This window comes from Cupriavidus taiwanensis (genome assembly GCF_900249755.1).
Taxonomy (GTDB): Bacteria; Pseudomonadota; Gammaproteobacteria; order Burkholderiales; family Burkholderiaceae; genus Cupriavidus; species Cupriavidus taiwanensis_D.
In genome coordinates, this window is record NZ_LT976854.1 from 1,906,218 (window position 1) to 1,924,917 (window position 18,700).

Genomic DNA, 18,700 nt, shown 5'->3' on the forward strand with positions numbered 1-18,700 from the left:
GTGGTTGAGGGTGGTGTCGGGCTCAGGCGTGCGCCGAGCAGCCGCAGCCGCTGGCCTGCGTGGGCGTGGTGGCGGGCGCGGTGGCGGGCGCGGCGGCGGAAGCGCTGGCCGTGGCGGTTTCGAACAGCACGTTGTTTTCCAGATGGATGTGTTCCATCAGGTCTTCGCGCAGCGTGCGCAGGCCCAGGTAGAGCGCGCGCCAGGTATTGCAGGCCGCGCGCGGCAGCGTGATGTCGTGGGTCAGGTCGGCCAGCCGCTGCAGGGCCACGCCGTGGTCGTCATGCTCGGCGCGCATCACCGCGATCGGGCGGCTCGCGGCGGCATGCAGGCCGCGCAGCAGCATCGGGAACAGCACCTGCTCTTCCTTCTGCATGTGCGATTCCAGCTCGCCCAGCATCTCGCCCAGGTGGTCGGCCAGGCCGAGCGGGCAGTCGGGCCGGTCGCCGTGGACCTGCTCGACGCGCCGCGCCAGGCGGATCAGCTCGGGCAACTGCTCGCGATGGCGCGCGTGGAAGCGCGTGAGGATATGGTCGATCAGCGCCGCGGGCGCGGCCGTGTTCCAGTCCTGCGCCAGCGGGCCGGCTTCATCCTGCAGGGCTTGCAGCTGAGCGGCGATGGCGGCCACGGCAGCGGCATCGAGCCCTTTCTGCTGCGCGGCGTCGCGCAGGGTCTGCTTGCCGCCGCAGCAGAAGTCCAGCCCGTGGTCGTGGAAGATGCGGGTGGCACCGGGAATCAGGCGGGCCAGCTGGCCCAGCGAATGGTCTTGCAGCGTCATGGCGGTTTCTCCGTGTGGAAGTGATGACCGCATGACATACGCGAGCGGCGTGCCAGTAAAAAGCCGCGTTGAATCAAGGTCTTGGAAAATGCCAGGTATTAAATACCCTATACTTCGCGCGGTACTTATTACCCTTTACGGTTTTTTCCACCATGCTACCGAGCGCCATGTATCCCGACCTGCTGGCCGACCTCGTCACCGACCTGCCCCACGCGGTGCGCCTGCAGCGGCTGGTCAGCGCGTTGCGCACGCATTTCCGCTGCGGCGCCGTGGCGCTGCTGCGGCTGGAAGAAGACCACCTGCGCCCGGTGGCGGTCGACGGCCTGGTGCGCGATGCGCTGGGCCGGCGCTTCGCGGTGGGGCTGCACCCGCGCCTGGCCGCGATCCTGGCGCGCCGCGGGGTCACCTGCTTCCACCACGACAGCATGCTGCCCGACCCCTACGACGGCCTGATCGACGAGCACGTGGGCGAGCCGCTGCCGGTGCACGACTGCATGGGCACCCGGCTGGAAGTGGACGGACAGCCCTGGGGCGCGCTGACGCTGGATGCGCTGACGGTCGGCACCTTCGACGGCGCGGCGCAGGCCGAGCTGCAGCGGCTGACGGTGATCGTCGAAGCCGCCATCCGCACCACCCGGCTGGAGGGCGAGATCCGCGCGCTGCAGCTGGCGCGCGGCACCCCCGCTGCCGACGAAGGCGCGGCCCCGCACGACATCGGCGCCGAGATCATCGGCCAGAGCGAGGCCATCGCCAACCTGCTGCATGAACTGGAAGTGGTCGCCGACACCGACCTGCCGGTGCTGCTGCTGGGCGAGACCGGCGTCGGCAAGGAACTGTTCGCGCACCGCCTGCACCGCCAGTCGCGCCGGCGCGCGCAGCCGCTGGTGCATGTCAACTGCGCCGCGCTGCCTGAATCGCTGGCCGAGAGCGAACTGTTCGGCCACGCGCGCGGCGCTTTCTCCGGCGCCACCGGCGAGCGCCCGGGGCGCTTCGAGGCTGCCGACGGCGGCACCCTCTTCCTCGATGAAGTCGGCGAACTGCCGCTGGCGATCCAGGCCAAGCTGCTGCGCACGCTGCAGAACGGCGAGATCCAGCGGCTGGGCTCGGACCGCCCGCGCCGCGTCAACGTGCGCGTGATCGCCGCCACCAACCGCAACCTGCGCGAGCACGTGCGCGACGGCTCGTTCCGCGCCGACCTGTACCACCGCCTGTCGGTCTATCCGATCCCGATCCCGCCGCTGCGCGAGCGCGGCAACGACGTGCTGCTGCTGGCGGGGCGCTTCCTGGAGCTGAACCGCGCCCGCCTGGGGCTGCGCAGCCTGCGGCTGTCGGGCGGCGCGCAGGACGCGCTGCGCCACTACCGCTGGCCCGGCAACGTGCGCGAGCTGGAACACGTGGTCAGCCGCGCCGCGCTGCGCGCGGTCAGCCGCGGCGCGGGCCGCAACGACATCGTCACGCTGGAGCCGGAGCTGCTCGATCTCGACGGACTGGAACTGCCGGCGGCCGCCCAGGCCGGTGCTGGCGAGGCCCGCGCATCCGCCACGCCGGCGCCGGCCGCAGGCCTCACGCTGCGCGACGCGGTCGAGCACACCCAGCGGGCCTGCATCGCGCAGGCGTTGCACGATCACGCCGGCAACTGGGCGCAGGCGGCGCGCCAGCTGGGCCTGGATGCCAGCAACCTGCACAAGCTGGCCAGGCGGCTGGGATGCAAGTGAACGAGGTCCCGCTCCGCTTTCGCGGCATGGCAGGACGCGCCAATACCGCATAAGCTGATCCGGATGCCGCCGCAGGGCGCCATCGTCGTGTGCAGCAACTGCCGCCCACCAAGCGCACGGCCCACCACAGGAGCTTCCCGTGATGATGACCGCAATGCAGATGTTCTGGCCGCCGGGGTTCTGGCCCCTCCCCACCGCCTGCTCCGGCATGCAGCAGCTCGAGGCCATGCAGGACGACCTGGCCGGGACCTGGCGCCGCATGGCCGAACTCAACCTGGACTTCACCCGCACCCTGTTCGAGAACCTGCAGTTCGACGCCATGGGCACGATGCTGGAGCCGGACCCCGAAGCCCGCTACGCGCGAGAAATCGCCAGCGAGCTGCCGCTGCTCGGCGGCCCGCTGCACTACGCTTCGGCCATGCTCGAGCTGTATGCGCGGGCCCAGCAGAAGTGGATCGACGGCTGGGGCCACCTGCTGACGCGCGGCATGGGCTTCGACTGGCCGGGCCTGCAGCCGGACGTGGTCGACATTCCCTTCTGGCTGGTGCGGGAAACCCCGAGGCGGGCCTGAGCGGGTCCTGATCCGGCGCGGCCGTTTGCCCGGCGGACCGGGCGACCGGGCGACCGGGCCTTCGGGCGGCCGCTGTTGCATCGGCGCACCCGCCGCCAAGCCGGCGATGCCGCCCGGTATCATGCTGGCTGACGAGATCGCGGAGCGCCGCAGCCGGCGTGCGCCTGGCCGGGCGGCGGCACCCACGCCCGGGTCTCGAAGACGCGCGCCGCCTTCAATGCCCTCATATTCGCTGGTTCTCCTGCTCACCGTCGCCGCGGTTGCCTGCATCGGCATGGCCATCGCCACCTGGCCGCGGCGCGACGACCCCACCGTGCAAGCCTTCCTGGTGCTCGCCGCCGGCGCGGCCACCTGGAGCGGCGGCCGATTGCTCGAGATCAGCGCGGCCGACCTGGCGGGGCGCATCCTGTGGGCCAAGATCCAGTACCTGGGCATCGTTGCCGTGCCGATCGGCTGGCTGGTGGCGATGGTGCACCTGAGCCGCCCGCGCTACGTGGTGCCGTGGTCGCGGCTGTGGCTGCCGGTGCTGGCGGCGGTGGTCACCGTGGTGATGGTCTTTACCAACGAGCGCCACGGCCTGGTGTGGCCGCGCATCACGCTGATGCCGCCGGGCGTCGCGCCCGGCGCGGTGTTCGACCATGGCATCGGCTATGCCGTGGTGGCGGCGTGGACATACCTGCTGCTGGCGCTGAGCCTGTATTTCCTGGTCACGGCCGAGGTACCCAACGGCGCCCTGTCGCGCCGCGGGCGCGCCATCCTGGGCGCGGGCCTGGCCCTGCCGCTGGCGGCCAATGTCGCGTATCTCAGCCGCTGGACCGGGCCGCTGGGCGGAGACCTGACGCCGGCAACGTTCTCGCTGATGGCGGCGCTGGTGTGGTTCTGCGGGCTGCGCACGCACCTGGACGATATCGGCCACTACGCGCGGCTGCGCGTGTTCGATGCGCTCGGCGAGGGCTGCGTCATCGTCGACCGCCATGGCACCATCGTCGAATTCAATCCCGCCGCGGCGCAACTGTGGCCGGCGCTGCGCCGGGGCGATCCGCTGCCCGCCGGCTGGGACACTGCGCTGCGGCCTTCCGCTGTGGCGCGCGCTGCCGACAGCGCCGCCGCGCCCTTCGTCCCGCCGGGCGCGCCGTTCGAGCTGACCGGCGAGCGCGTCGCGCGCCTGGACGGCCGGCAGATCGGCAGCCTGCTGTTCCTGCGCGACATCAGCCGCTTCCAGTCGCGCGAACTGGCGCTGAGCGCGAGGCTGGGCCAGACCGAAGAGCAGCTGTGGCAGGTGCAGGCCGACCTGGATATCGACGCCCTCACCGGCATCCGCAACCGCCGCTATTTCCAGCGCGAATCGATCGCCGCCGTGACCCGCGCGTGCGAGCGCGGCGAGCCGCTGGGGCTGCTGATCCTGGACGTGGACCAGTTCAAGCAATACAACGACCTGCATGGCCACATGGCCGGCGACGATTGCCTGCGCCAGATCGCCTGCGCCCTCAGCGGCGTGCTGCACGGCGAGCAGTTCTGCGCGCGGCTGGGCGGCGAGGAATTCGCCGCGGTGCTGCCCGGCGCCAGCCGCGACGAGACCCGCGAGCTGGCGCGCCGCATGGTGGCCGCGGTGCGCGACCTGGGCATCGCGCACCACGGCACGCCGGTGCAGCCGGTGGTGACGATCAGCGTGGGCGCGGTCTGCGCCGTGCCCGAAGCGCCGCGGCTGGAGCCGCTGCTGCACCGTGCCGACAGCGCCATGTACCGCGCCAAGCGCGCCGGGCGCAACCGCTTCATGCTGGACGGCGACGCCTGAGCCGCACTCAGGAGGCCGCCCGCGTCCCGCCCGCGGCGGCGCCGTGCAGCGCCACCAGCCGCGCCGCGGCCTGGCTGACCCACGCGGGCCGCGGCGCGGCATCGAGCCAGTACTTGACCTCCAGCCCCAGCGCGGTATCGCCGCTGATCACCAGCCGGCGCTGGAAGAACAGCGTATCGGTATCGGCCTCGCCGCCCAGCAGGCGCAGGTAGTCCACCGCGCAGGCACGCAGCGTCAGCGCGGGTTCGGCATCCGGCGCCCCGGCGCGAAAGCGCCCGCCTTCGCAGCGGAACGGCACGTCCAGTTCCAGGTCCTGCACCGTCAGCAGGAAGGCGTGTCCATCCAGCGCCGCGGGCGGCTCCAGCCAGCCCGCGCGGCGCGCCAGCTCCAGCGCGGCCACCAGCGGCAGCGCCCGCGCGCGTGCCGGCAGGCGCCGGTGCACGCCCGCCATCAGCTTGTGCAGCGCGCTCATGTGCGGGCCTCCCAGGCGATGCCGGCGCGGCCGTGCCAGTAGCCGTTGCACGGCTCGGCGCCGGCCGGCGTGATACCGCTGGGCGCGGGTGCGCGTTGGCCCGCGCGGATGGCCGCCAGCTGCTGCACCACCGCGAACGTGCCCGACGAATGCGGGCTGACGCGCAGCATGTCGACTCCCATCGCGGCCATGGCCAGCGCCTCGCCGCACAGGTCCAGGCAGGTGGCGCTCTGCGTCTGCACCCCGTTCAGCGTGAAGAAGGCCTGCCCTTCGCCGGTGGCGGCGACCAGGCCATCGGGATAATCCATGCAGCGGAATTCGCAACTGTCCTTGCGCAGGCGATGGTGGCGCGCGGTAAAGCAGCGCGCCGAGAACGCCAGCGGCAGGCGGCCCCAGACGAAGGCCTCCAGCTGCATGCCGCCCGGCCGCGCCGCCGCCAGCGCGGCCAGCGTGGCGCCATCCATTTCCACCGGCGCGACGCAGCCCGCCGCGCCCAGCCCGGCCAGCCACGCCAGCGTATCGGCATGGTAGGCATTGAGGTGCGGGCCGCCGACAAAGGGCCGCCCGGCCATGCATCGCACCGCGCCCAGGTCGTTGGCCTCGACCAGGTAGTCGTCCTGCGCGCAGGCGCGCCGCATCCAGGCGATATCGGTATCGGACTCGACCAGCACCGGCGTGCACAGCACCACCTCCTTGCCGGCCTCGCGCAGCATCTGCGCGATTTCCAGCCATTGCGCATGGCGGATTTCGTGGCGGCGGGTGCAGACGGTTTCGCCCAGGTAGACGCGGTCCACCGGCGCATCGGCGACCGACGCATAGAACTGCAGCACGGCCTCGCGCGGCCAGTAGTACAGCAGCGGACCCAGGGCGATGCCGAAGCCCGGCATCGCGGCGGCGTGCGGCATCGTGGCCGCGGCGGTGTGTGGCATGGAAAGCTCCAGCGGGGCCGGCATGGCCGGCATGTCCGGATACAGGCAGGTTGCTGTCATGGCGTCAGCGCCAGGGGCGGTCATAGGCGCCCTGCGTGACCTGGTCGCCTTCGGCATGGCGCCCCAGCGTGCCCTGCCACTCCTGGCGCGGCGCGAAGCGGGCCGGATCGGCGCAGGCGGCGTCGATGGCCGCGCGCAGCACGCCGACCACATCGCCCACGTAGCGCGGGCTGCGCTGGCGCCCTTCGATCTTGATCGCGGCGATGCCCATGTCGACCAGCGCGGGCAGCAGCGACAGCGCATTCAGGCTGGTCGGCTCTTCCAGCACGTAGCCGCGCTCACCCTCGACCTCGAAGCGGCCCTTGCACAGCGTCGGATAGCCGGCCGGCTCGCCGGGCGCGTAGCTGTCGATCAGGATGCCCGACAGCCGCGCCTGCATGGTGCCGTCCTGCTCGGTCCAGCGCACCGCATGCGCGGGCGAGCACACCCCCTTGTTGTTGGGCGAATCGCCGGTGGCATAGGAAGACAGCAGGCAACGCCCCTCGGCCATCACGCACAGGCTGCCGAAGCCGAACACCTCCAGCTCGACGCTGGTCTGGCGCGCCAGCTTGCCGATCTGCGCCAGCGACAGCACGCGCGGCAGCACCACGCGGCGGATGTTGAAGCGCTCGCGCATCAGTTCGATGGCGTCGGCGTGCGTGGCCGAGCCCTGCACCGACAGGTGCAGCCGCAGGTCGGGATGGCGCGCGCAGGCGTAGCCCATCAGGCCCGCGTCGGCCATGATCACGGCGTCGGCGCCAAGCTCCGCGGCCGCGTCGACAGCGCGGTGCCACTGCGCCACCGCGCCCATCTGCGCGAAGGTGTTGATGGCGAACAGTACCTCGGCGCCGCGCGCATGGGCCTCGGCCACACCGGTGCGGATGTCGGCCTCGGTGAAATTCAGGCCGCCGAAATTGCGCGCGTTGGTGGCATCGCGCAGGCCCAGGTAGACCGCGTCGGCGCCGTGCTGCAGCGCCATGCGCAGCGCCGCCAGCGAGCCGGCGGGCGCCACCAGTTGCGGGCGGCGCGGCGGAGAGTCGGAGCGGGCGGGGTTGGAACAGGTCATCGGTGATGGCGCCGGCGGCGGCGCGGGGGAAGGAAGACAGCGGCCGATGCTAGCCAAGCGTCCGCGCCATGGGCTTGACCGCGCGCAAACCCACGCCAACGGCACCCGGGCCGCGACGGGCTACGCCGGACGGCGTAGGCCGATGGCAGGCCACCCGGCCGGGGTTGACCTGCGGCAAACGCGGGCCCGCACCGCTGTGCCACGCTTGCGCGTCATCCCCGCGCCGGGGCCCGCCGTGGCGGCCCGGCGCTCATCCTCTTGCGGAGATCCGTTTATGAATCACCCCTGGCTCAAGCTGGGCGGCCGCCGCCTGCTGCCGATCGTGCAGGGCGGCATGGGCATCGGCATCTCGGCGCACCGGCTGGCCGGCGCCGTCGCGCGCGAAAACGGCGTCGGCACCATCGCCAGCATCGACCTGCGCCACCACCACCCCGACCTGATGGCGCGCACCCGCGGCAGCCGCGACAAGCCGGCCATCGAAGCCGCCAACCTCGAGGCGCTGGACCGCGAGATCCGCGCCGCCCGCGCCGCGTCCGAAGGCCGCGGCCTGATCGCCGTCAACGTGATGAAGGCCGTCGGCTCGCACGCGGCGCTGGTGCGGCAAGCCTGCGAAAGCGGCGCCGATGCCATCGTCATGGGCGCCGGCCTGCCGCTGGACCTGCCCGAGCTGACCGCCGGCCATCCCAAGGTAGCGCTGATCCCGATCCTGTCGGAGTCACGCGGCATCGGCCTGGTGCTGCGCCGCTGGATGAAGAAGGGCCGGCTGCCCGACGCCATCGTGGTCGAACACCCCGCGCACGCCGGCGGCCACCTCGGTGCGGCCACCATCCAGGACCTGTCCGAGCCGCGCTTTTCGTTCTCGCGCGTGCTCGGCGAATGCCGCGAGCTGTTCGCGCAGCTGGGCCTGGCCTGGGACAGCATCCCGCTGATCCTCGCGGGCGGCGTCGACAGCCACGCCAAGGTGCGCCACTGGCTGGGCGAAGGCGCCGCCGCGGTGCAGCTGGGCACGGCCTTCGCCGTGACCGAGGAATGCGATGCGCATCCCGCCTTCAAGCAAGTGCTGGCCACCGCGCGGCCGGAAACCCTGCGCGAATTCACCAGCGTGGCAGGCCTGCCCGCGCGCGCGGTGCTGACGCCATGGCTGCAGCGCTACCTGTCCAGCGAGGCGCGCCTGCAGCGCCGCGCCCGCGTGCGCGAGTGCCTGGAAGGCTTCGATTGCCTGCAGGCGTGTGGGCTGCGCGACGGCATCGCGCGCATCGGCCAGTTCTGCATCGACCTGAAGCTGGCGCAGGCCGTGCGCGGCGACGTGGAACGCGGCCTGTTCTTCCGCGGCCGCGGGGCGCTGCCGTTCGGCGAGGCGATCCGGACGGTGGCGGAGTTGATGCATTACCTGATGACGGGGGAGAAGCCGGCGGGGCTGGCGCCGGCACGCGCTGGAGGCTGACAGCAAACGCTGAGGACATGGGAGCGAGAGACCCGTGAGGCCGGCAAGTGCAATGGGCTCCCGCTCAGCGCCGGTGTGCTCCCTCTCCCGCTTGCGGGAGAGGGTCGGGGTGAGGGCCGGGCGCGTCAACGAAGTCAGGCGTTTGCGGTATGCAAAGGCCTGCCCTCACCCCCTGCCCCTCTCCCGCAAGCGGGAGAGGGGAGCAAACCGGCAGCGCGCCAGACCATGCCCGCCCTCACCAACGCCGCCCGAACCAGGCTCCCCTCGCCCGCTTGCGGGAGAGGGGTGGGGGAGAGGGCATGCCGAACTGGTAAGCAACCCGCGCCGGCAACCCCCCACCCCTGCGCATTCGCCGCATGCAGCGCAGCGCCGCCAGCAATTGCCACCCCAGCCACGCGTTGGCGAGCGCCAGCAGCAGCCCACCCGCGCGCGCCAGCGGCGCCGGTGCCAGCGGCAGCGCCAGCAGCAGCGCGTAAGCCGCCAGCAACAGCCACGCCTGAGCGCGCTGCCGGCCCGGCCGGATGATGGCCTGCATGGCCGGCACGCGAGCCCGTCGCGGCAGCAGCCGGCGCAGGTGCAGCCAGACCAGGAACGGCACGATCTTGCCCAGCATCGCCGTGACCGGCAGCACGCCCGCGCCGACCAGCGCCATGGTGCCGGCCCACCACGCCAGCGGCAGCGCCACCGCGGGCAGCACCACCGCCGCCGCGCCCAGCACAGCCGCGCCGAGCATGCTGGCGCATGCGACCGGCCACAGCAGCCACAGCGGATCATGGCGCCGCCGCGCGCGCAGCGTGCCGGCCAGCGCGCATGCCGCCAGCACCGCCACGAACGACAGCCACACCACCAGCGCGGCCTGCGCCAGCACCGGCTGATCGGGCCACAGCAGCAGCACGGCGCTGAACACCGCGAGCGGCCCCCAGTGCCCCAGCGGCAGCCTGCGCGCCAGCGCCGCGGGCAGGCGCGGCGTCTGCCAGAACATCGGCAGCACCGTGGCCGCGACTCCGCTGACCAGCGCCGCCAGCCACCCGCCCAGCGCCCAGGCCATATGCAGGCCAAGCGCCTGCGCCACCGGCACGCGCCACAGCCCGCCGAACGTGCCCGCCAGCGCGATGCCGGCCAGCGCCGCCACCATCAGCGGCGCGCCGATGCCGGCCAGCGTGCGCGTGGTGGCGTCCGCCGCGGCCACGCGCCGGCCCGCGGCCAGCAGCACCGCGCCCGCCAGCAGCAGCACCGCGCCAAGCGCGGCGGCAACCCGCATCGCCGCCGTCGCACCGCCCAGCAGACCGGAGCCGAGCGCGCACGCCAGCGCCGCGCCGGTGGCGGCGATGAACGGCGCCAGCCGGCCCGCGCCGGGGACGTCCACGCGTGCCACCACCGGCATCATCTGGAACAGCGCCCCGACCATCACCGGCAGCAGCATGCCCAGCGCCAGCGCATGCACCGCCGCCAGCGCGAGCGGCGCAAAGCGGTCAGGCAGCCCCGCGGCCGGACCCGCTGCCAGCAGCAGCCCCGCGGCCGCGCCCAGCCACGGCGCCGGCAGCAGGCAGCCGAACACCAGCGCCGGCCGCGGCGCGCGCGCATAGTCGAGGTCCGCGCCTTTCATGCGCGCCCCGCGGCATGGCGGCCGTGACGCATTCGTGCGCCCTTTGAAGTGGATACGGCCATCGATCCTTCTCGCCAGTCCTGACAAAAGGGCCGATGCTAGGCCGCCGCGCCGCGCAGGGATTTGACCAGGGCCAAGTCCGGCGGCATGAAATATCACGATGTGATGGACCCCGCCCTGGCGTCACACGCCATGCGCGCGATGCGCCGCTACCCGCACATACGCGCGCCAAAGCCGGGTTTCCTTGATCTTGCGCAGGTGGCCCACCCATTCGCGCGGGGAAAATCGCTTCCGACTCCTGCGTGTCCCTGTTGCCCTGGCCGTCGGCCCGCTGCCCGGCTCCCTCGACAGGCCACGACAGCTTCCCCTGGTAGCCCCCGATACCGCCATGCCTGATACCAATCCTCCTGCCCCAGCCACGGCGGCATCCGCGTTGCCGGCGCTGCGCCATCGTCTTTCCACGCGCATCATCTCGCTCTCGCTGGCCGTGCTGCTGGTGGTGCTGGGCATGATCTCCGGCACGCTGTGGTTGTCGTGGAAGCTGGAAGGCGCCGGCGCCGCGATCAACGACGCCGGCAGCCTGCGCATGCGCGCCAACCGCGTGGCGATCGAGCTGACGCTGGCGCACGCGGGCCGCGCCAATGACCTGCCCGCGCAGGTGCAGGCGCTGGACGCCACCCTGGCGCTGCTGCAGAAGGGCGACGCGGCGCGGCCGCTGTTCCTGCCGGACGAGCCCGCCATCCACGCGCAGCTGGCCCGCGTCACCCTTGACTGGCAACAGCAGCTGCGCCCGCTGGCCGTGGCCGGCGCGGCGCCTGCCGCCTACGTCGGCGCGCTGCCGGGCTTTGTCGCCCAGGCCGACCGCCTGGTCGGCATGATCGAACACGACAGCGCGCGCAAGACCGACCTGCTGCGCCTGTCGCAGACCGCGCTGGCGCTGATGGCCTGCATCGGCACGGTCGCCGTGATCTACCTGCTCTACCTGTGGATCATCCTGCCGGTGCTGCGCCTGCAGGACGGCTTGCGGCGCATGGCGGCGCGGGAATTCTCGCTGCGCCTGCCGGTGGAAAGCCGCGACGAGTTCGGCACGCTCAGCGAGGGCTTCAACCGCATGGCGGGCGAGCTGCAGGACCTGTACCACGATCTCGAGTCGCGCGTGGCGCAGAAGACCGCCGAGCTGGAGCGCCACAACCGCGACCTGGAAACGCTGTACGAGATGGCCGCCTTCCTGAACCAGGCCGCCGACGCCGAAACCATGGCGCACGGCTTCCTGGCCCGGGTGATGCGGCAGTTCGATGCCGACGGCGGCAGCGTGCGCGTGCTCGACAGCCGCCACGGCCGGATGCACCTGCTGGCCGCCGCCGGCCTGCCCGCCGCGCTGGCCGAGGCCGACTCGTGCGCGTCGGCCAGCGGCTGCCATTGCGGCGATGCCACGCGCGAGGCCGTGGTCGCCATTGTCGACCTGCGCGGGGCGGTGCGTGCCGGCACGGCCGACGAAACGCCGTGCGGCCGCGATGGCTTCCAGTCGCTGGCGGCGTTCCGCATCGAAAGCCAGCGCGGCGCCACCGGCATGTTCGCGCTGCATTTCCGCGCGCCGCGCAAGCTTCCGCAGTCGGACCGGCAGCTGCTGCAGACGCTGGCGCAGCACCTGGGCACGGCGCTGGAACACCTGCGCCTGTCCGCCACCGCGCGCCAGCTGGCGGTGGTGGAAGAGCGCAACCTGGTCGCGCAGGGCCTGCACGACAGCATCGCGCAGGGGCTGAACTACCTGAACCTGCAGGTGCAGCTGCTGGACGACGCGGTCGCGCGCGATGACCTCGCCGAGACCCGCGAGCTGGTGCCGATGCTGCGCCATGGCGTGGAAGAGAGCTACCAGGACGTGCGCGAGCTGCTCAACAACTTCCGCTCGCGGCTGGGCACCGGCGAGCTGCGGCCCGCGGTGGAAGAGACCGTCGAGCGCTTTCGCCGCCAATGCCGCACCGAGGCCGCGCTGGCCATCGACGAAGGCGGCGGCGCCTGGCCGCTGTCGCCCGAGCAGCAGCTGCAGGTGCTGTTCATCCTGCAGGAGGCGCTGTCCAACGTGCGCAAGCACGCCATGGCGGCGCACGTGGCGGTGGCGCTCAGCCATGGCCGCGACTTCCGCCTGGTGGTGCAGGACGACGGCGAGGGCTTCGACCCCGACGAACTGGCCACCCGCGCCGACGCCCATATCGGCCTGAGCATCATGCGCGAGCGCGCCGCGCGGCTGGGCGCGCAGCTGCACGTGCAGGCCAGCCCCGGCAGCGGCGTGCGCATCGAACTGGTGCTGCCCGCCGGCAGCCAGGGCGCCGCCCGGCGCGAGCGCGCCGCCCACCCCCTCAACACCCTGACCCGCCTGAGCGAGGCCCAGCCATGACCATCCGCATCCTGCTGATCGACGACCACACCCTGTTCCGCTCGGGCATCCGCGCGCTCTTGCAGCGCCAGGCCGACTTCGAGATCGTCGACGAAGCCGCCGACGGCGTGGAAGGCATCAAGCGCGCCAAGCAGCACCGCCCCGACGTGATCCTGCTGGACCTGAACATGCCGGGCCTGTCCGGGCTCGAGGCCCTGCAACTGCTGGTGGAAGATCTGCCCCAGACCGCGGTGATCGTGCTGACGGTGTCCGAGGAAGCCGAGGAACTGGCCGCCGCGCTGCGCGGCGGCGCGCGCGGCTACCTGATCAAGAACATCGAGACCGAGGCGCTGATCGCCGGCATCCGCCGCGCCGCGGCCGGCGAGCCGGTGATCTCCGACAGCATGACCGCCAAGCTGGTGGCCCAGTTCCGCGCGCCCGCGCCCGTGGCCGCGCCACGCCAGGACGAAGCGCCGCGGCTGACCGCGCGCGAGCGCGAGATCGTGCAGGGCCTGGCGCGCGGCGAAAGCAACAAGGAGATCGCGCGCGACCTGGGCGTGGCCGAAAGCACGGTCAAGATCCACGTGCAGAACATCCTGAAGAAGCTGAACCTGGCCAGCCGCGTGCAGGTGGCGGTCTATGCCGTGGAACACGGGCTGAACACGGCCTGAGCGCATTGCGGGTCGACTTGCGCGCACCCGGGCGTCGTCCGATTCCTACACCGATATCAGCCCTTGCCCGGAGGGATGCCCGCACCCCTTGATCTACGCTGAACGGTAAGCGGACGGCTCTGCGGAGCCGCCTCGGACCGGAAGCCGCGCGGCTTCCCCGATCCACGAACAAGGAGCACGCCATGGGAATCGGCACCATCCTTCTGATCATTCTCGTCTTGCTGCTGATCGGCGCCCTGCCGGCCTGGCCATACAGTTCCGGCTGGGGCTACTGGCCCAGCGGCGGCCTGGGACTGATTGTCCTGATCGTGGTGCTGCTGGTGGTGCTGGGCCGGATCTAGCGTCCGGCCGGCAACAGGCCGCGGTCGCGGGCGCGCAGGCAGTGCGTGCCGGCCGCGCTTGTCCCGGCCGCGCCTGGCACCTATAACGAAGCGCGGGCATGCGCGCCAGCGTGTGCCCGGTCCTTTTTCAACCTTTCCACCTTTTCGCAAGGAGACCGAGATGCCAGCAAAATCCAAGGCGCAACAGCAGGCCGCCGGAGCGGCGCTCTCCGCAAAGCGCGGCGAAAAGAAGGCCGGTTCGCTCAAGGGACCTTCCCGCTCGATGTACAAGTCGATGAGCGAGAAGGAACTCGACAAGATGGCTTCGACCAAGACCAAGGGCATGCCGAAGCACAAGTCGGAACGCTGACCGAACCTTGACCGATACCAGCACAGGGCAGGCGCATGCGCCTGCCCTGTTGCTTTCCGGCGCTATCCGGCGCTATCAGGTGCTACCCGGCTCCGCCGTTGTCGCCGTTGCCCGGCTTCAGCGCCTTCGCCGGCTTGCCGGTCTTGCCCTCCAGCGGCCCGCCGCAATAGCCGGGCAGGCGCCTGGCGCGCGAACTGCGGGCCAGCTTGATCGCTTCCGCCAGCGCCAGCCCGAAGCCGGCAATGCTGTGCAGGTCCTGCTCCACGCGCTTGCGCAGGAAGCCGGCCCAGCAGAAGTCGCCGTAGGCGCTGCCCGGCTTGCGGTACGCGCCCGCTTCGCGCGCGAACGCGGCCAGGCTGCGGTACGGGTCGTCGCGCATGCTGCGCACGGTCGGGGGCAAGGCCCTGGGCCCGAGGCGCTTGCCGTGTTCATCGTAGGGATGGACATGGCCCAGCTGGTGCATGCGCTTCCAGAACGCCGCCGGGTCCAGGTCGCTCAGGTCTTCCAGCACCTGCACCGGTGCGAGCTGGTAGCCCAGGTCCAGCCACGCGCGTGCCCAATGGTGGTGGTCGACGATATAGAGCGCGCCGCCCGGCCCCACCACCGTCTTGATGCGATGCCGGCGCATGAAGCGCTGCAGCGCCTCGCCGTCTTCCGGGTCGGCGTGGCGCTGCGTGACTTCCATCTTGTGGTGGACGTGGATGTAGCCGAGCGTCAGCTGGGTCGGCCGCAGCCTTGCCAGTTCGGCGACGGCCTTGCCGCGCGCGCGGTGCGGCGTGTCGAGGGGCGCGGCTTCGGTGGCCGGGTCGGCCGGCCCGGCGCGGCGTTCAGTCGTGCTCGACACGTTTCTGGTTGACGAAATGCTCTAGCTCGCTGCCGGGGTCTTCATTCCCGGTGCTTTCCTCGGCGGTGGCGTCGCTCGCCAGCGGACGCGGCCAGTACTCGCCTTCGCCCTCGCGGATCGGCTCGCCGCGCCGGTCAGGATCGAAATCGGTCCACTGCCCGCACTCCCAGGTGCCCTGCGTGCGCTCCAGCCGGCTGGCGCCGCTTTCGCGCAGCACGTCGATGACCACCGAGCCCAGCCCGTTGTTGACGCACGCGGCCAGCATGACGTTGTCGGCGGGCGCCTCCCCGGCGCCGGCGTCTTGCTGGTCAGCGGACGGGTCCCGCACTGACACGATGGATACGTCCCAGACCGAGAACCCGCGCGCGAACAGCGTGCGCGCGGCGTCCTCGGCGCTGGCGATCGAGTCGAAACGACCCGCGATAATCGATGACATGATGCCTCCCAGTGTTTGGCAATGGCGGTCGGCTGATCTCATCCGTATTGCAAGAGCCACGCCCGCGCGCAGGATCTGCACGGCGCGGCAGGCGGCGGAAGCGCTGCGTGCAATATTTGCAAACGCGGCCCCGGAACTACATGCGCGGGCATGGCGCAAGCGGTCGCTCAGCCGTTCACGACCTCGCCGCCATTGATGTGCAGGATCTGCCCGGTGATATAGCTGGCCGCATCGGAGGCCAGGAACACATAGCCGCCGGCAACCTCGAGCGGCTGCCCGGGGCGGCCCATGGGTGTCTTCTTGCCGAATTCCGCGACTTCCTCCGGGCTGAAGGTGGACGGGATCAGCGGGGTCCAGATCGGGCCCGGCGCCACGCCGTTGACGCGGATGCCGCGCTCGACCACCTGCAACGCCAGCGAGCGCGTGAACGACACGATCGCGCCCTTGGTCGCGGAATAGTCCAGCAGGTGCTTGCTGCCGCGATAGGCGGTGACCGAGGTCGTATTCAGGATCGACGCACCGGCCTTCAGGTGCGGCAGCACCGCGCGCGTCAGGTGGAACATCGCAAACACGTTGGTGCGGAAGGTGGCCTCGACCTGGCTGGCGTCGACTTCCTCCAGCGATTCCTTCGGGTGCTGCTCGGCGGCATTGTTGACCAGGATGTCGAGCTTGCCGTACTGCTGCAGCGTCTGCCGCGCGACCGCCTCGGCGTGGTCGCAGTCGGCCAGGTCGCCGGCAATGGCCAGGCATTTGCGGCCGGCCTGCTCGACCAGGTCGACGGTCTCGCGCGCGTCGGCATGCTCGTTCAGGTAGGCGATGGCGACGTCGGCGCCTTCGCGCGCAAACGCCACCGCGATGGCGCGGCCGATGCCGCTGTCGCCGCCGGTGACCAGCGCGACGCGGCCTTCCAGCCGGCCGCTGCCGACGTAATCGTCCGCGCCGCTGTCCGGCTGCGGGCGCATCGGCGCTTCCAGGCCGGGCTGGCGCGACTGGTGCTGGGGCGGGACGCTCTTGGGTGTGGACATGGCAGTCTCCTGTCGGGGGCGGCCGCGCCATGCGACGCCGGCGTGACGGCACGCCGCGGCCATGCAAGATGCCAGGGTGGCGCGCAAGTTCCATGCCGCAAAGCGCAAGGCCGGACCCCGCATGCCGGCGCGCGCTGCGCTACCGGCCCGGCCGCGCTGCCCGTAACCCTTACATCGCACGGCAATCCTTACAGCGCGCCGCAGTACTACGCTGCGCCGCTTCGTCTACGTGCCGGGGCACGGATTTTGCGGCCCTCTCCATATCTGAAACGTCAACGGCTTCCGGCGCCTGCCGCACTTGCCTGCGGGCAGGGCCAGCGCGCGGGAGCCTCACACCCAGGAGGCAGATATGTTCAACTTCCGCAATGACCGCGGCAGCCGCGGCCGGCCTGAAGCGCAACGCCGCGACCGCGGTCCCGAGCAGAGGATGCGCGACGAAAGCGAGGGCCGCGGCTCGGAGGACTGGGGTCAGGAATGGGGCGAAGACTGGCGCGGCGAGAGCAGCCAGCGCCGTGGCGAGTATGGCGGCCATGGCTATGAAAGCCGCCAGCGCTGGGAGGAAAGCCGCCGCGACGAGGATCGAAACGAAGGTCGCAACGAAGCCCGCGGCCAGGGCCGCAGCCTCGGCAGCGAGCGTGAAACCTCGCGCCACGGCGGCCCGTGGTACCAGCAGGACACGCCCGCCGGGCAGCGCCGCGGCAGCTGGGGCGAGCAAGGCTATGGCGCCGCCGATGTCGGCGGCAGCGGCCATCCGTACAGCAGCGGCTACGGCGGCTACCGCCCCTCGCCGCAGGACAGCGGCTACCGCAGCCAGGAACGCGAGTCGGGCTACGGTTACCGCGACGAAGACCGCTTCGGCCCGCGCGGGCGCCGCAGTGAATCCGCCTGGCGCGGGGAACGCAATGAGCGCAACGAGCGCGACGAACGCAGCGAACGCGCTCAGCGCGGCCAGGGCGGCTGGGCTTCCGAGCAGGGCCGCAGCGAAGGCGGCCGCGCCATGCACTGGCAGGAAGGCAGCGAACGCGACCGCGCCCAGCGCGGCGGGCAGCCCAGCTATGGCGGCGGCTACTTCGGCGATCCGGGCCGCGGCGGCCAGTCGTACAGCGGCGGGCAGCGCGTCTATCCGGACGATCCGGGCTACCGGCGCCGCACGCCCTTCGCCGGCCAGGCCAGCGCCTCCGGGGCGCAGGGCGGGCAGCATGCCGGCCGCCGCGCGACCGGTCCCAAGGGCTATCGCCGCTCTGACGAGCGCGTGCGCGAGGATGTGTGCGAGCGCCTGGCGATGAACCCGTATATCGACGTCGGCGAGGTCACCGTGGAAGTGGCAAACGGCGTCGTCACGCTGGACGGCACCGTCAACGAGCGCCGCGAGAAATACGTGGTCGAGGAAATCGCCGACGCGGTGTTCGGCGTTACCGAAGTCGACAACCGCCTGCGCGTGCAGCGCCAGCAGGGCAGTTCCTGGGCGGCCGGCTCCGAGGTGGGCGGCGACGCTTCGTCGGACAGCACCGGCACGGCGTCGGCCGGCGGGACTTCGCCGGACCGCACGCTCAACAAGAGCTGAGCCTTGGCACCGGCCCGGGACCCGGCACGCACGGCGCCCGCCCCGCGGCGGGCGCCGCGCAAGCTCGCGGCCGACAGCAAGCTGATGGTGCCGCTGGACGCGCTGCGTCCCACCCAGATCACCGTGGGCGGCTACCACGTGGCGCAGAAGGTGCACGCGACGCGCCGCGTTGCGCCCGAAGCGCGCGCGGCCTTCCTGGACCGGCACCGCGTGCACCTGGTGATCGGGCCGGCCCAGGCGCTCTACGTGGTCGATCACCACCACTGGGTGCGGGCCTGGCATGACCTGGGACTCACGCACGTGCCCGGCATCGTCCGCGCCGACCTGAGCGACATGGACGTGCCCGCGTTCTGGCGCCATATGGTCGCCAACCACATGGTCCATCCCTACGACGAACACGGCCGCCGGCGTCCGCTGACCGAATTGCCCGAAGCCATCCACGACATGCGCGACGACCCGTACCGCAGCCTGGAGGCCTTCGTGCAGCTGGCCGGCGGCTATCGCAAGGTCAAGACCGCCTACCTGGACTTCCGCTGGGCGGACTTCTTCCGCCGCCACGTGCCGGGGCCCTTCGATACGCCGCATCACTTCGCCTTCGCGCTGGCGACGGCCTTCCGGCTGGCGCACTCGCGCGAAGCCAAGGACTTGCCCGGCTATATCGGCGCGCTGGGATGCTGAGCGCCG

Annotated in this window: 18 protein-coding genes; 10 read left to right on the plus strand and 8 right to left on the minus strand. The window is 71.8% G+C overall.

Annotated elements, in window-relative coordinates:
• Window positions 1-22 precede the first annotated feature (22 nt).
• Window positions 23-775: an iron-sulfur cluster repair protein YtfE gene (ytfE, locus tag CBM2594_RS24145; RefSeq protein ID WP_116359303.1), complete on the minus strand. Its 753-nt coding sequence runs from the start codon at window positions 773-775 to the stop codon at window positions 23-25.
• Window positions 776-927: 152 nt separating this feature from the next.
• Here ytfE and norR point away from each other — a divergent pair, with 152 nt between their 5' ends.
• The 3 genes from norR to CBM2594_RS24160 all read left to right on the plus strand — a co-directional run bounded on the left by norR (window position 928) and on the right by CBM2594_RS24160 (window position 4,856).
• The gene (gene norR / locus CBM2594_RS24150) at window positions 928-2,490 is read left to right on the plus strand and encodes a nitric oxide reductase transcriptional regulator NorR (protein ID WP_373457608.1); all 1,563 of its coding nucleotides are present in this window, start codon (window positions 928-930) and stop codon (window positions 2,488-2,490) included.
• 142 nt (window positions 2,491-2,632) lie between these two features.
• The gene (locus CBM2594_RS24155; protein WP_116359305.1) at window positions 2,633-3,061 is read left to right on the plus strand and encodes a polyhydroxyalkanoate granule-associated phasin; all 429 of its coding nucleotides are present in this window, start codon (window positions 2,633-2,635) and stop codon (window positions 3,059-3,061) included.
• Window positions 3,062-3,278: 217 nt separating this feature from the next.
• Window positions 3,279-4,856 carry a histidine kinase N-terminal 7TM domain-containing protein gene (locus CBM2594_RS24160; RefSeq protein WP_116359306.1) on the plus strand — a complete coding sequence of 526 codons (1,578 nt, stop codon included), beginning with the start codon at window positions 3,279-3,281 and terminating at the stop codon, window positions 4,854-4,856.
• A gap of 7 nt (window positions 4,857-4,863) precedes the next feature.
• On the opposite strand, the gene ubiT is transcribed toward CBM2594_RS24160, so the two are convergent.
• The 3 genes from ubiT to ubiU form a co-directional block, all read right to left on the minus strand.
• The gene (gene ubiT, locus CBM2594_RS24165; RefSeq protein WP_116359307.1) at window positions 4,864-5,328 is read right to left on the minus strand and encodes a ubiquinone anaerobic biosynthesis accessory factor UbiT; all 465 of its coding nucleotides are present in this window, start codon (window positions 5,326-5,328) and stop codon (window positions 4,864-4,866) included.
• Entirely contained in the window at window positions 5,325-6,257 is a 933-nt protein-coding gene (locus CBM2594_RS24170) for a U32 family peptidase (RefSeq protein ID WP_116359758.1), read from the minus strand. The genes ubiT and CBM2594_RS24170 overlap by 4 nt, the downstream gene beginning before the upstream one ends.
• A gap of 64 nt (window positions 6,258-6,321) precedes the next feature.
• Complete coding sequence (gene ubiU, locus CBM2594_RS24175) at window positions 6,322-7,362, minus strand: ubiquinone anaerobic biosynthesis protein UbiU (protein ID WP_198048203.1); 1,041 nt, start codon at window positions 7,360-7,362, stop codon at window positions 6,322-6,324.
• 274 nt (window positions 7,363-7,636) lie between these two features.
• Between ubiU and CBM2594_RS24180 the strand changes: the two genes are divergently transcribed.
• On the plus strand, window positions 7,637-8,806 hold the full coding sequence (locus CBM2594_RS24180) for an NAD(P)H-dependent flavin oxidoreductase (protein ID WP_116359308.1): 1,170 nt from the start codon (window positions 7,637-7,639) through the stop codon (window positions 8,804-8,806).
• A gap of 235 nt (window positions 8,807-9,041) precedes the next feature.
• On the opposite strand, the gene CBM2594_RS24185 is transcribed toward CBM2594_RS24180, so the two are convergent.
• Window positions 9,042-10,412, minus strand: a complete 1,371-nt coding sequence (locus CBM2594_RS24185; protein WP_232346732.1) for a hypothetical protein — start codon at window positions 10,410-10,412, stop codon at window positions 9,042-9,044.
• A 388-nt stretch (window positions 10,413-10,800) separates the two neighbouring features.
• Between CBM2594_RS24185 and CBM2594_RS24190 the strand changes: the two genes are divergently transcribed.
• The 4 genes from CBM2594_RS24190 to CBM2594_RS24205 all read left to right on the plus strand — a co-directional run bounded on the left by CBM2594_RS24190 (window position 10,801) and on the right by CBM2594_RS24205 (window position 14,147).
• Window positions 10,801-12,807, plus strand: coding sequence for a type IV pili methyl-accepting chemotaxis transducer N-terminal domain-containing protein (locus CBM2594_RS24190; protein WP_116359309.1), 2,007 nt, complete (start codon window positions 10,801-10,803; stop codon window positions 12,805-12,807).
• A complete protein-coding gene (locus CBM2594_RS24195) occupies window positions 12,804-13,457 on the plus strand; it encodes a response regulator (protein ID WP_116359310.1) in 654 nt (217 codons plus the stop codon). Before CBM2594_RS24190 ends, CBM2594_RS24195 begins: the two co-directional genes overlap by 4 nt.
• 182 nt (window positions 13,458-13,639) lie before the next feature.
• The gene (locus CBM2594_RS24200; RefSeq protein ID WP_012356889.1) at window positions 13,640-13,798 is read left to right on the plus strand and encodes a DUF3309 family protein; all 159 of its coding nucleotides are present in this window, start codon (window positions 13,640-13,642) and stop codon (window positions 13,796-13,798) included.
• Between the two features lie 160 nt (window positions 13,799-13,958).
• Complete coding sequence (locus CBM2594_RS24205) at window positions 13,959-14,147, plus strand: DUF3008 family protein (RefSeq protein ID WP_012356890.1); 189 nt, start codon at window positions 13,959-13,961, stop codon at window positions 14,145-14,147.
• An 82-nt stretch (window positions 14,148-14,229) separates the two neighbouring features.
• Here CBM2594_RS24205 and CBM2594_RS24210 read toward each other — a convergent pair whose 3' ends face one another.
• The 3 genes from CBM2594_RS24210 to CBM2594_RS24220 all read right to left on the minus strand — a co-directional run bounded on the left by CBM2594_RS24210 (window position 14,230) and on the right by CBM2594_RS24220 (window position 16,452).
• On the minus strand, window positions 14,230-14,991 hold the full coding sequence (locus tag CBM2594_RS24210; protein WP_116359311.1) for a ParB-like protein: 762 nt from the start codon (window positions 14,989-14,991) through the stop codon (window positions 14,230-14,232).
• Window positions 14,975-15,427 carry a hypothetical protein gene (locus CBM2594_RS24215; RefSeq protein ID WP_116359312.1) on the minus strand — a complete coding sequence of 151 codons (453 nt, stop codon included), beginning with the start codon at window positions 15,425-15,427 and terminating at the stop codon, window positions 14,975-14,977. Before CBM2594_RS24215 ends, CBM2594_RS24210 begins: the two co-directional genes overlap by 17 nt.
• A 167-nt stretch (window positions 15,428-15,594) precedes the next feature.
• Window positions 15,595-16,452 (minus strand): SDR family oxidoreductase, encoded by an 858-nt coding sequence (locus CBM2594_RS24220; RefSeq protein WP_116359313.1) that lies wholly within the window; start codon window positions 16,450-16,452, stop codon window positions 15,595-15,597.
• A gap of 349 nt (window positions 16,453-16,801) precedes the next feature.
• Here CBM2594_RS24220 and CBM2594_RS24225 point away from each other — a divergent pair, with 349 nt between their 5' ends.
• Together CBM2594_RS24225 and CBM2594_RS24230 are read left to right on the plus strand one after the other, a co-directional pair.
• The gene (locus tag CBM2594_RS24225) at window positions 16,802-18,016 is read left to right on the plus strand and encodes a BON domain-containing protein (RefSeq protein WP_116359314.1); all 1,215 of its coding nucleotides are present in this window, start codon (window positions 16,802-16,804) and stop codon (window positions 18,014-18,016) included.
• A gap of 84 nt (window positions 18,017-18,100) precedes the next feature.
• A complete protein-coding gene (locus CBM2594_RS24230; RefSeq protein WP_116359760.1) occupies window positions 18,101-18,694 on the plus strand; it encodes a ParB-like protein in 594 nt (197 codons plus the stop codon).
• The last annotated feature ends 6 nt before the right edge of the window (window positions 18,695-18,700 follow it).

Coding starts and splice junctions, on each gene's coding strand:
- CBM2594_RS24170 (WP_116359758.1), bottom strand. CDS start 6,257: ATGCCACACACCGCCGCGGCCACGATGCCGCACGCCGCCGCGATGCCG.
- norR (WP_373457608.1), top strand. CDS start 928: ATGCTACCGAGCGCCATGTATCCCGACCTGCTGGCCGACCTCGTCACC.
- CBM2594_RS24160 (WP_116359306.1), top strand. CDS start 3,279: ATGCCCTCATATTCGCTGGTTCTCCTGCTCACCGTCGCCGCGGTTGCC.
- CBM2594_RS24180 (WP_116359308.1), top strand. CDS start 7,637: ATGAATCACCCCTGGCTCAAGCTGGGCGGCCGCCGCCTGCTGCCGATC.
- ytfE (WP_116359303.1), bottom strand. CDS start 775: ATGACGCTGCAAGACCATTCGCTGGGCCAGCTGGCCCGCCTGATTCCC.
- CBM2594_RS24195 (WP_116359310.1), top strand. CDS start 12,804: ATGACCATCCGCATCCTGCTGATCGACGACCACACCCTGTTCCGCTCG.
- CBM2594_RS24190 (WP_116359309.1), top strand. CDS start 10,801: ATGCCTGATACCAATCCTCCTGCCCCAGCCACGGCGGCATCCGCGTTG.
- CBM2594_RS24220 (WP_116359313.1), bottom strand. CDS start 16,452: ATGTCCACACCCAAGAGCGTCCCGCCCCAGCACCAGTCGCGCCAGCCC.
- CBM2594_RS24225 (WP_116359314.1), top strand. CDS start 16,802: ATGTTCAACTTCCGCAATGACCGCGGCAGCCGCGGCCGGCCTGAAGCG.
- ubiU (WP_198048203.1), bottom strand. CDS start 7,362: ATGACCTGTTCCAACCCCGCCCGCTCCGACTCTCCGCCGCGCCGCCCG.
- CBM2594_RS24200 (WP_012356889.1), top strand. CDS start 13,640: ATGGGAATCGGCACCATCCTTCTGATCATTCTCGTCTTGCTGCTGATC.
- ubiT (WP_116359307.1), bottom strand. CDS start 5,328: ATGAGCGCGCTGCACAAGCTGATGGCGGGCGTGCACCGGCGCCTGCCG.
- CBM2594_RS24230 (WP_116359760.1), top strand. CDS start 18,101: ATGGTGCCGCTGGACGCGCTGCGTCCCACCCAGATCACCGTGGGCGGC.
- CBM2594_RS24205 (WP_012356890.1), top strand. CDS start 13,959: ATGCCAGCAAAATCCAAGGCGCAACAGCAGGCCGCCGGAGCGGCGCTC.
- CBM2594_RS24215 (WP_116359312.1), bottom strand. CDS start 15,427: ATGTCATCGATTATCGCGGGTCGTTTCGACTCGATCGCCAGCGCCGAG.
- CBM2594_RS24155 (WP_116359305.1), top strand. CDS start 2,633: ATGATGACCGCAATGCAGATGTTCTGGCCGCCGGGGTTCTGGCCCCTC.
- CBM2594_RS24185 (WP_232346732.1), bottom strand. CDS start 10,412: ATGAAAGGCGCGGACCTCGACTATGCGCGCGCGCCGCGGCCGGCGCTG.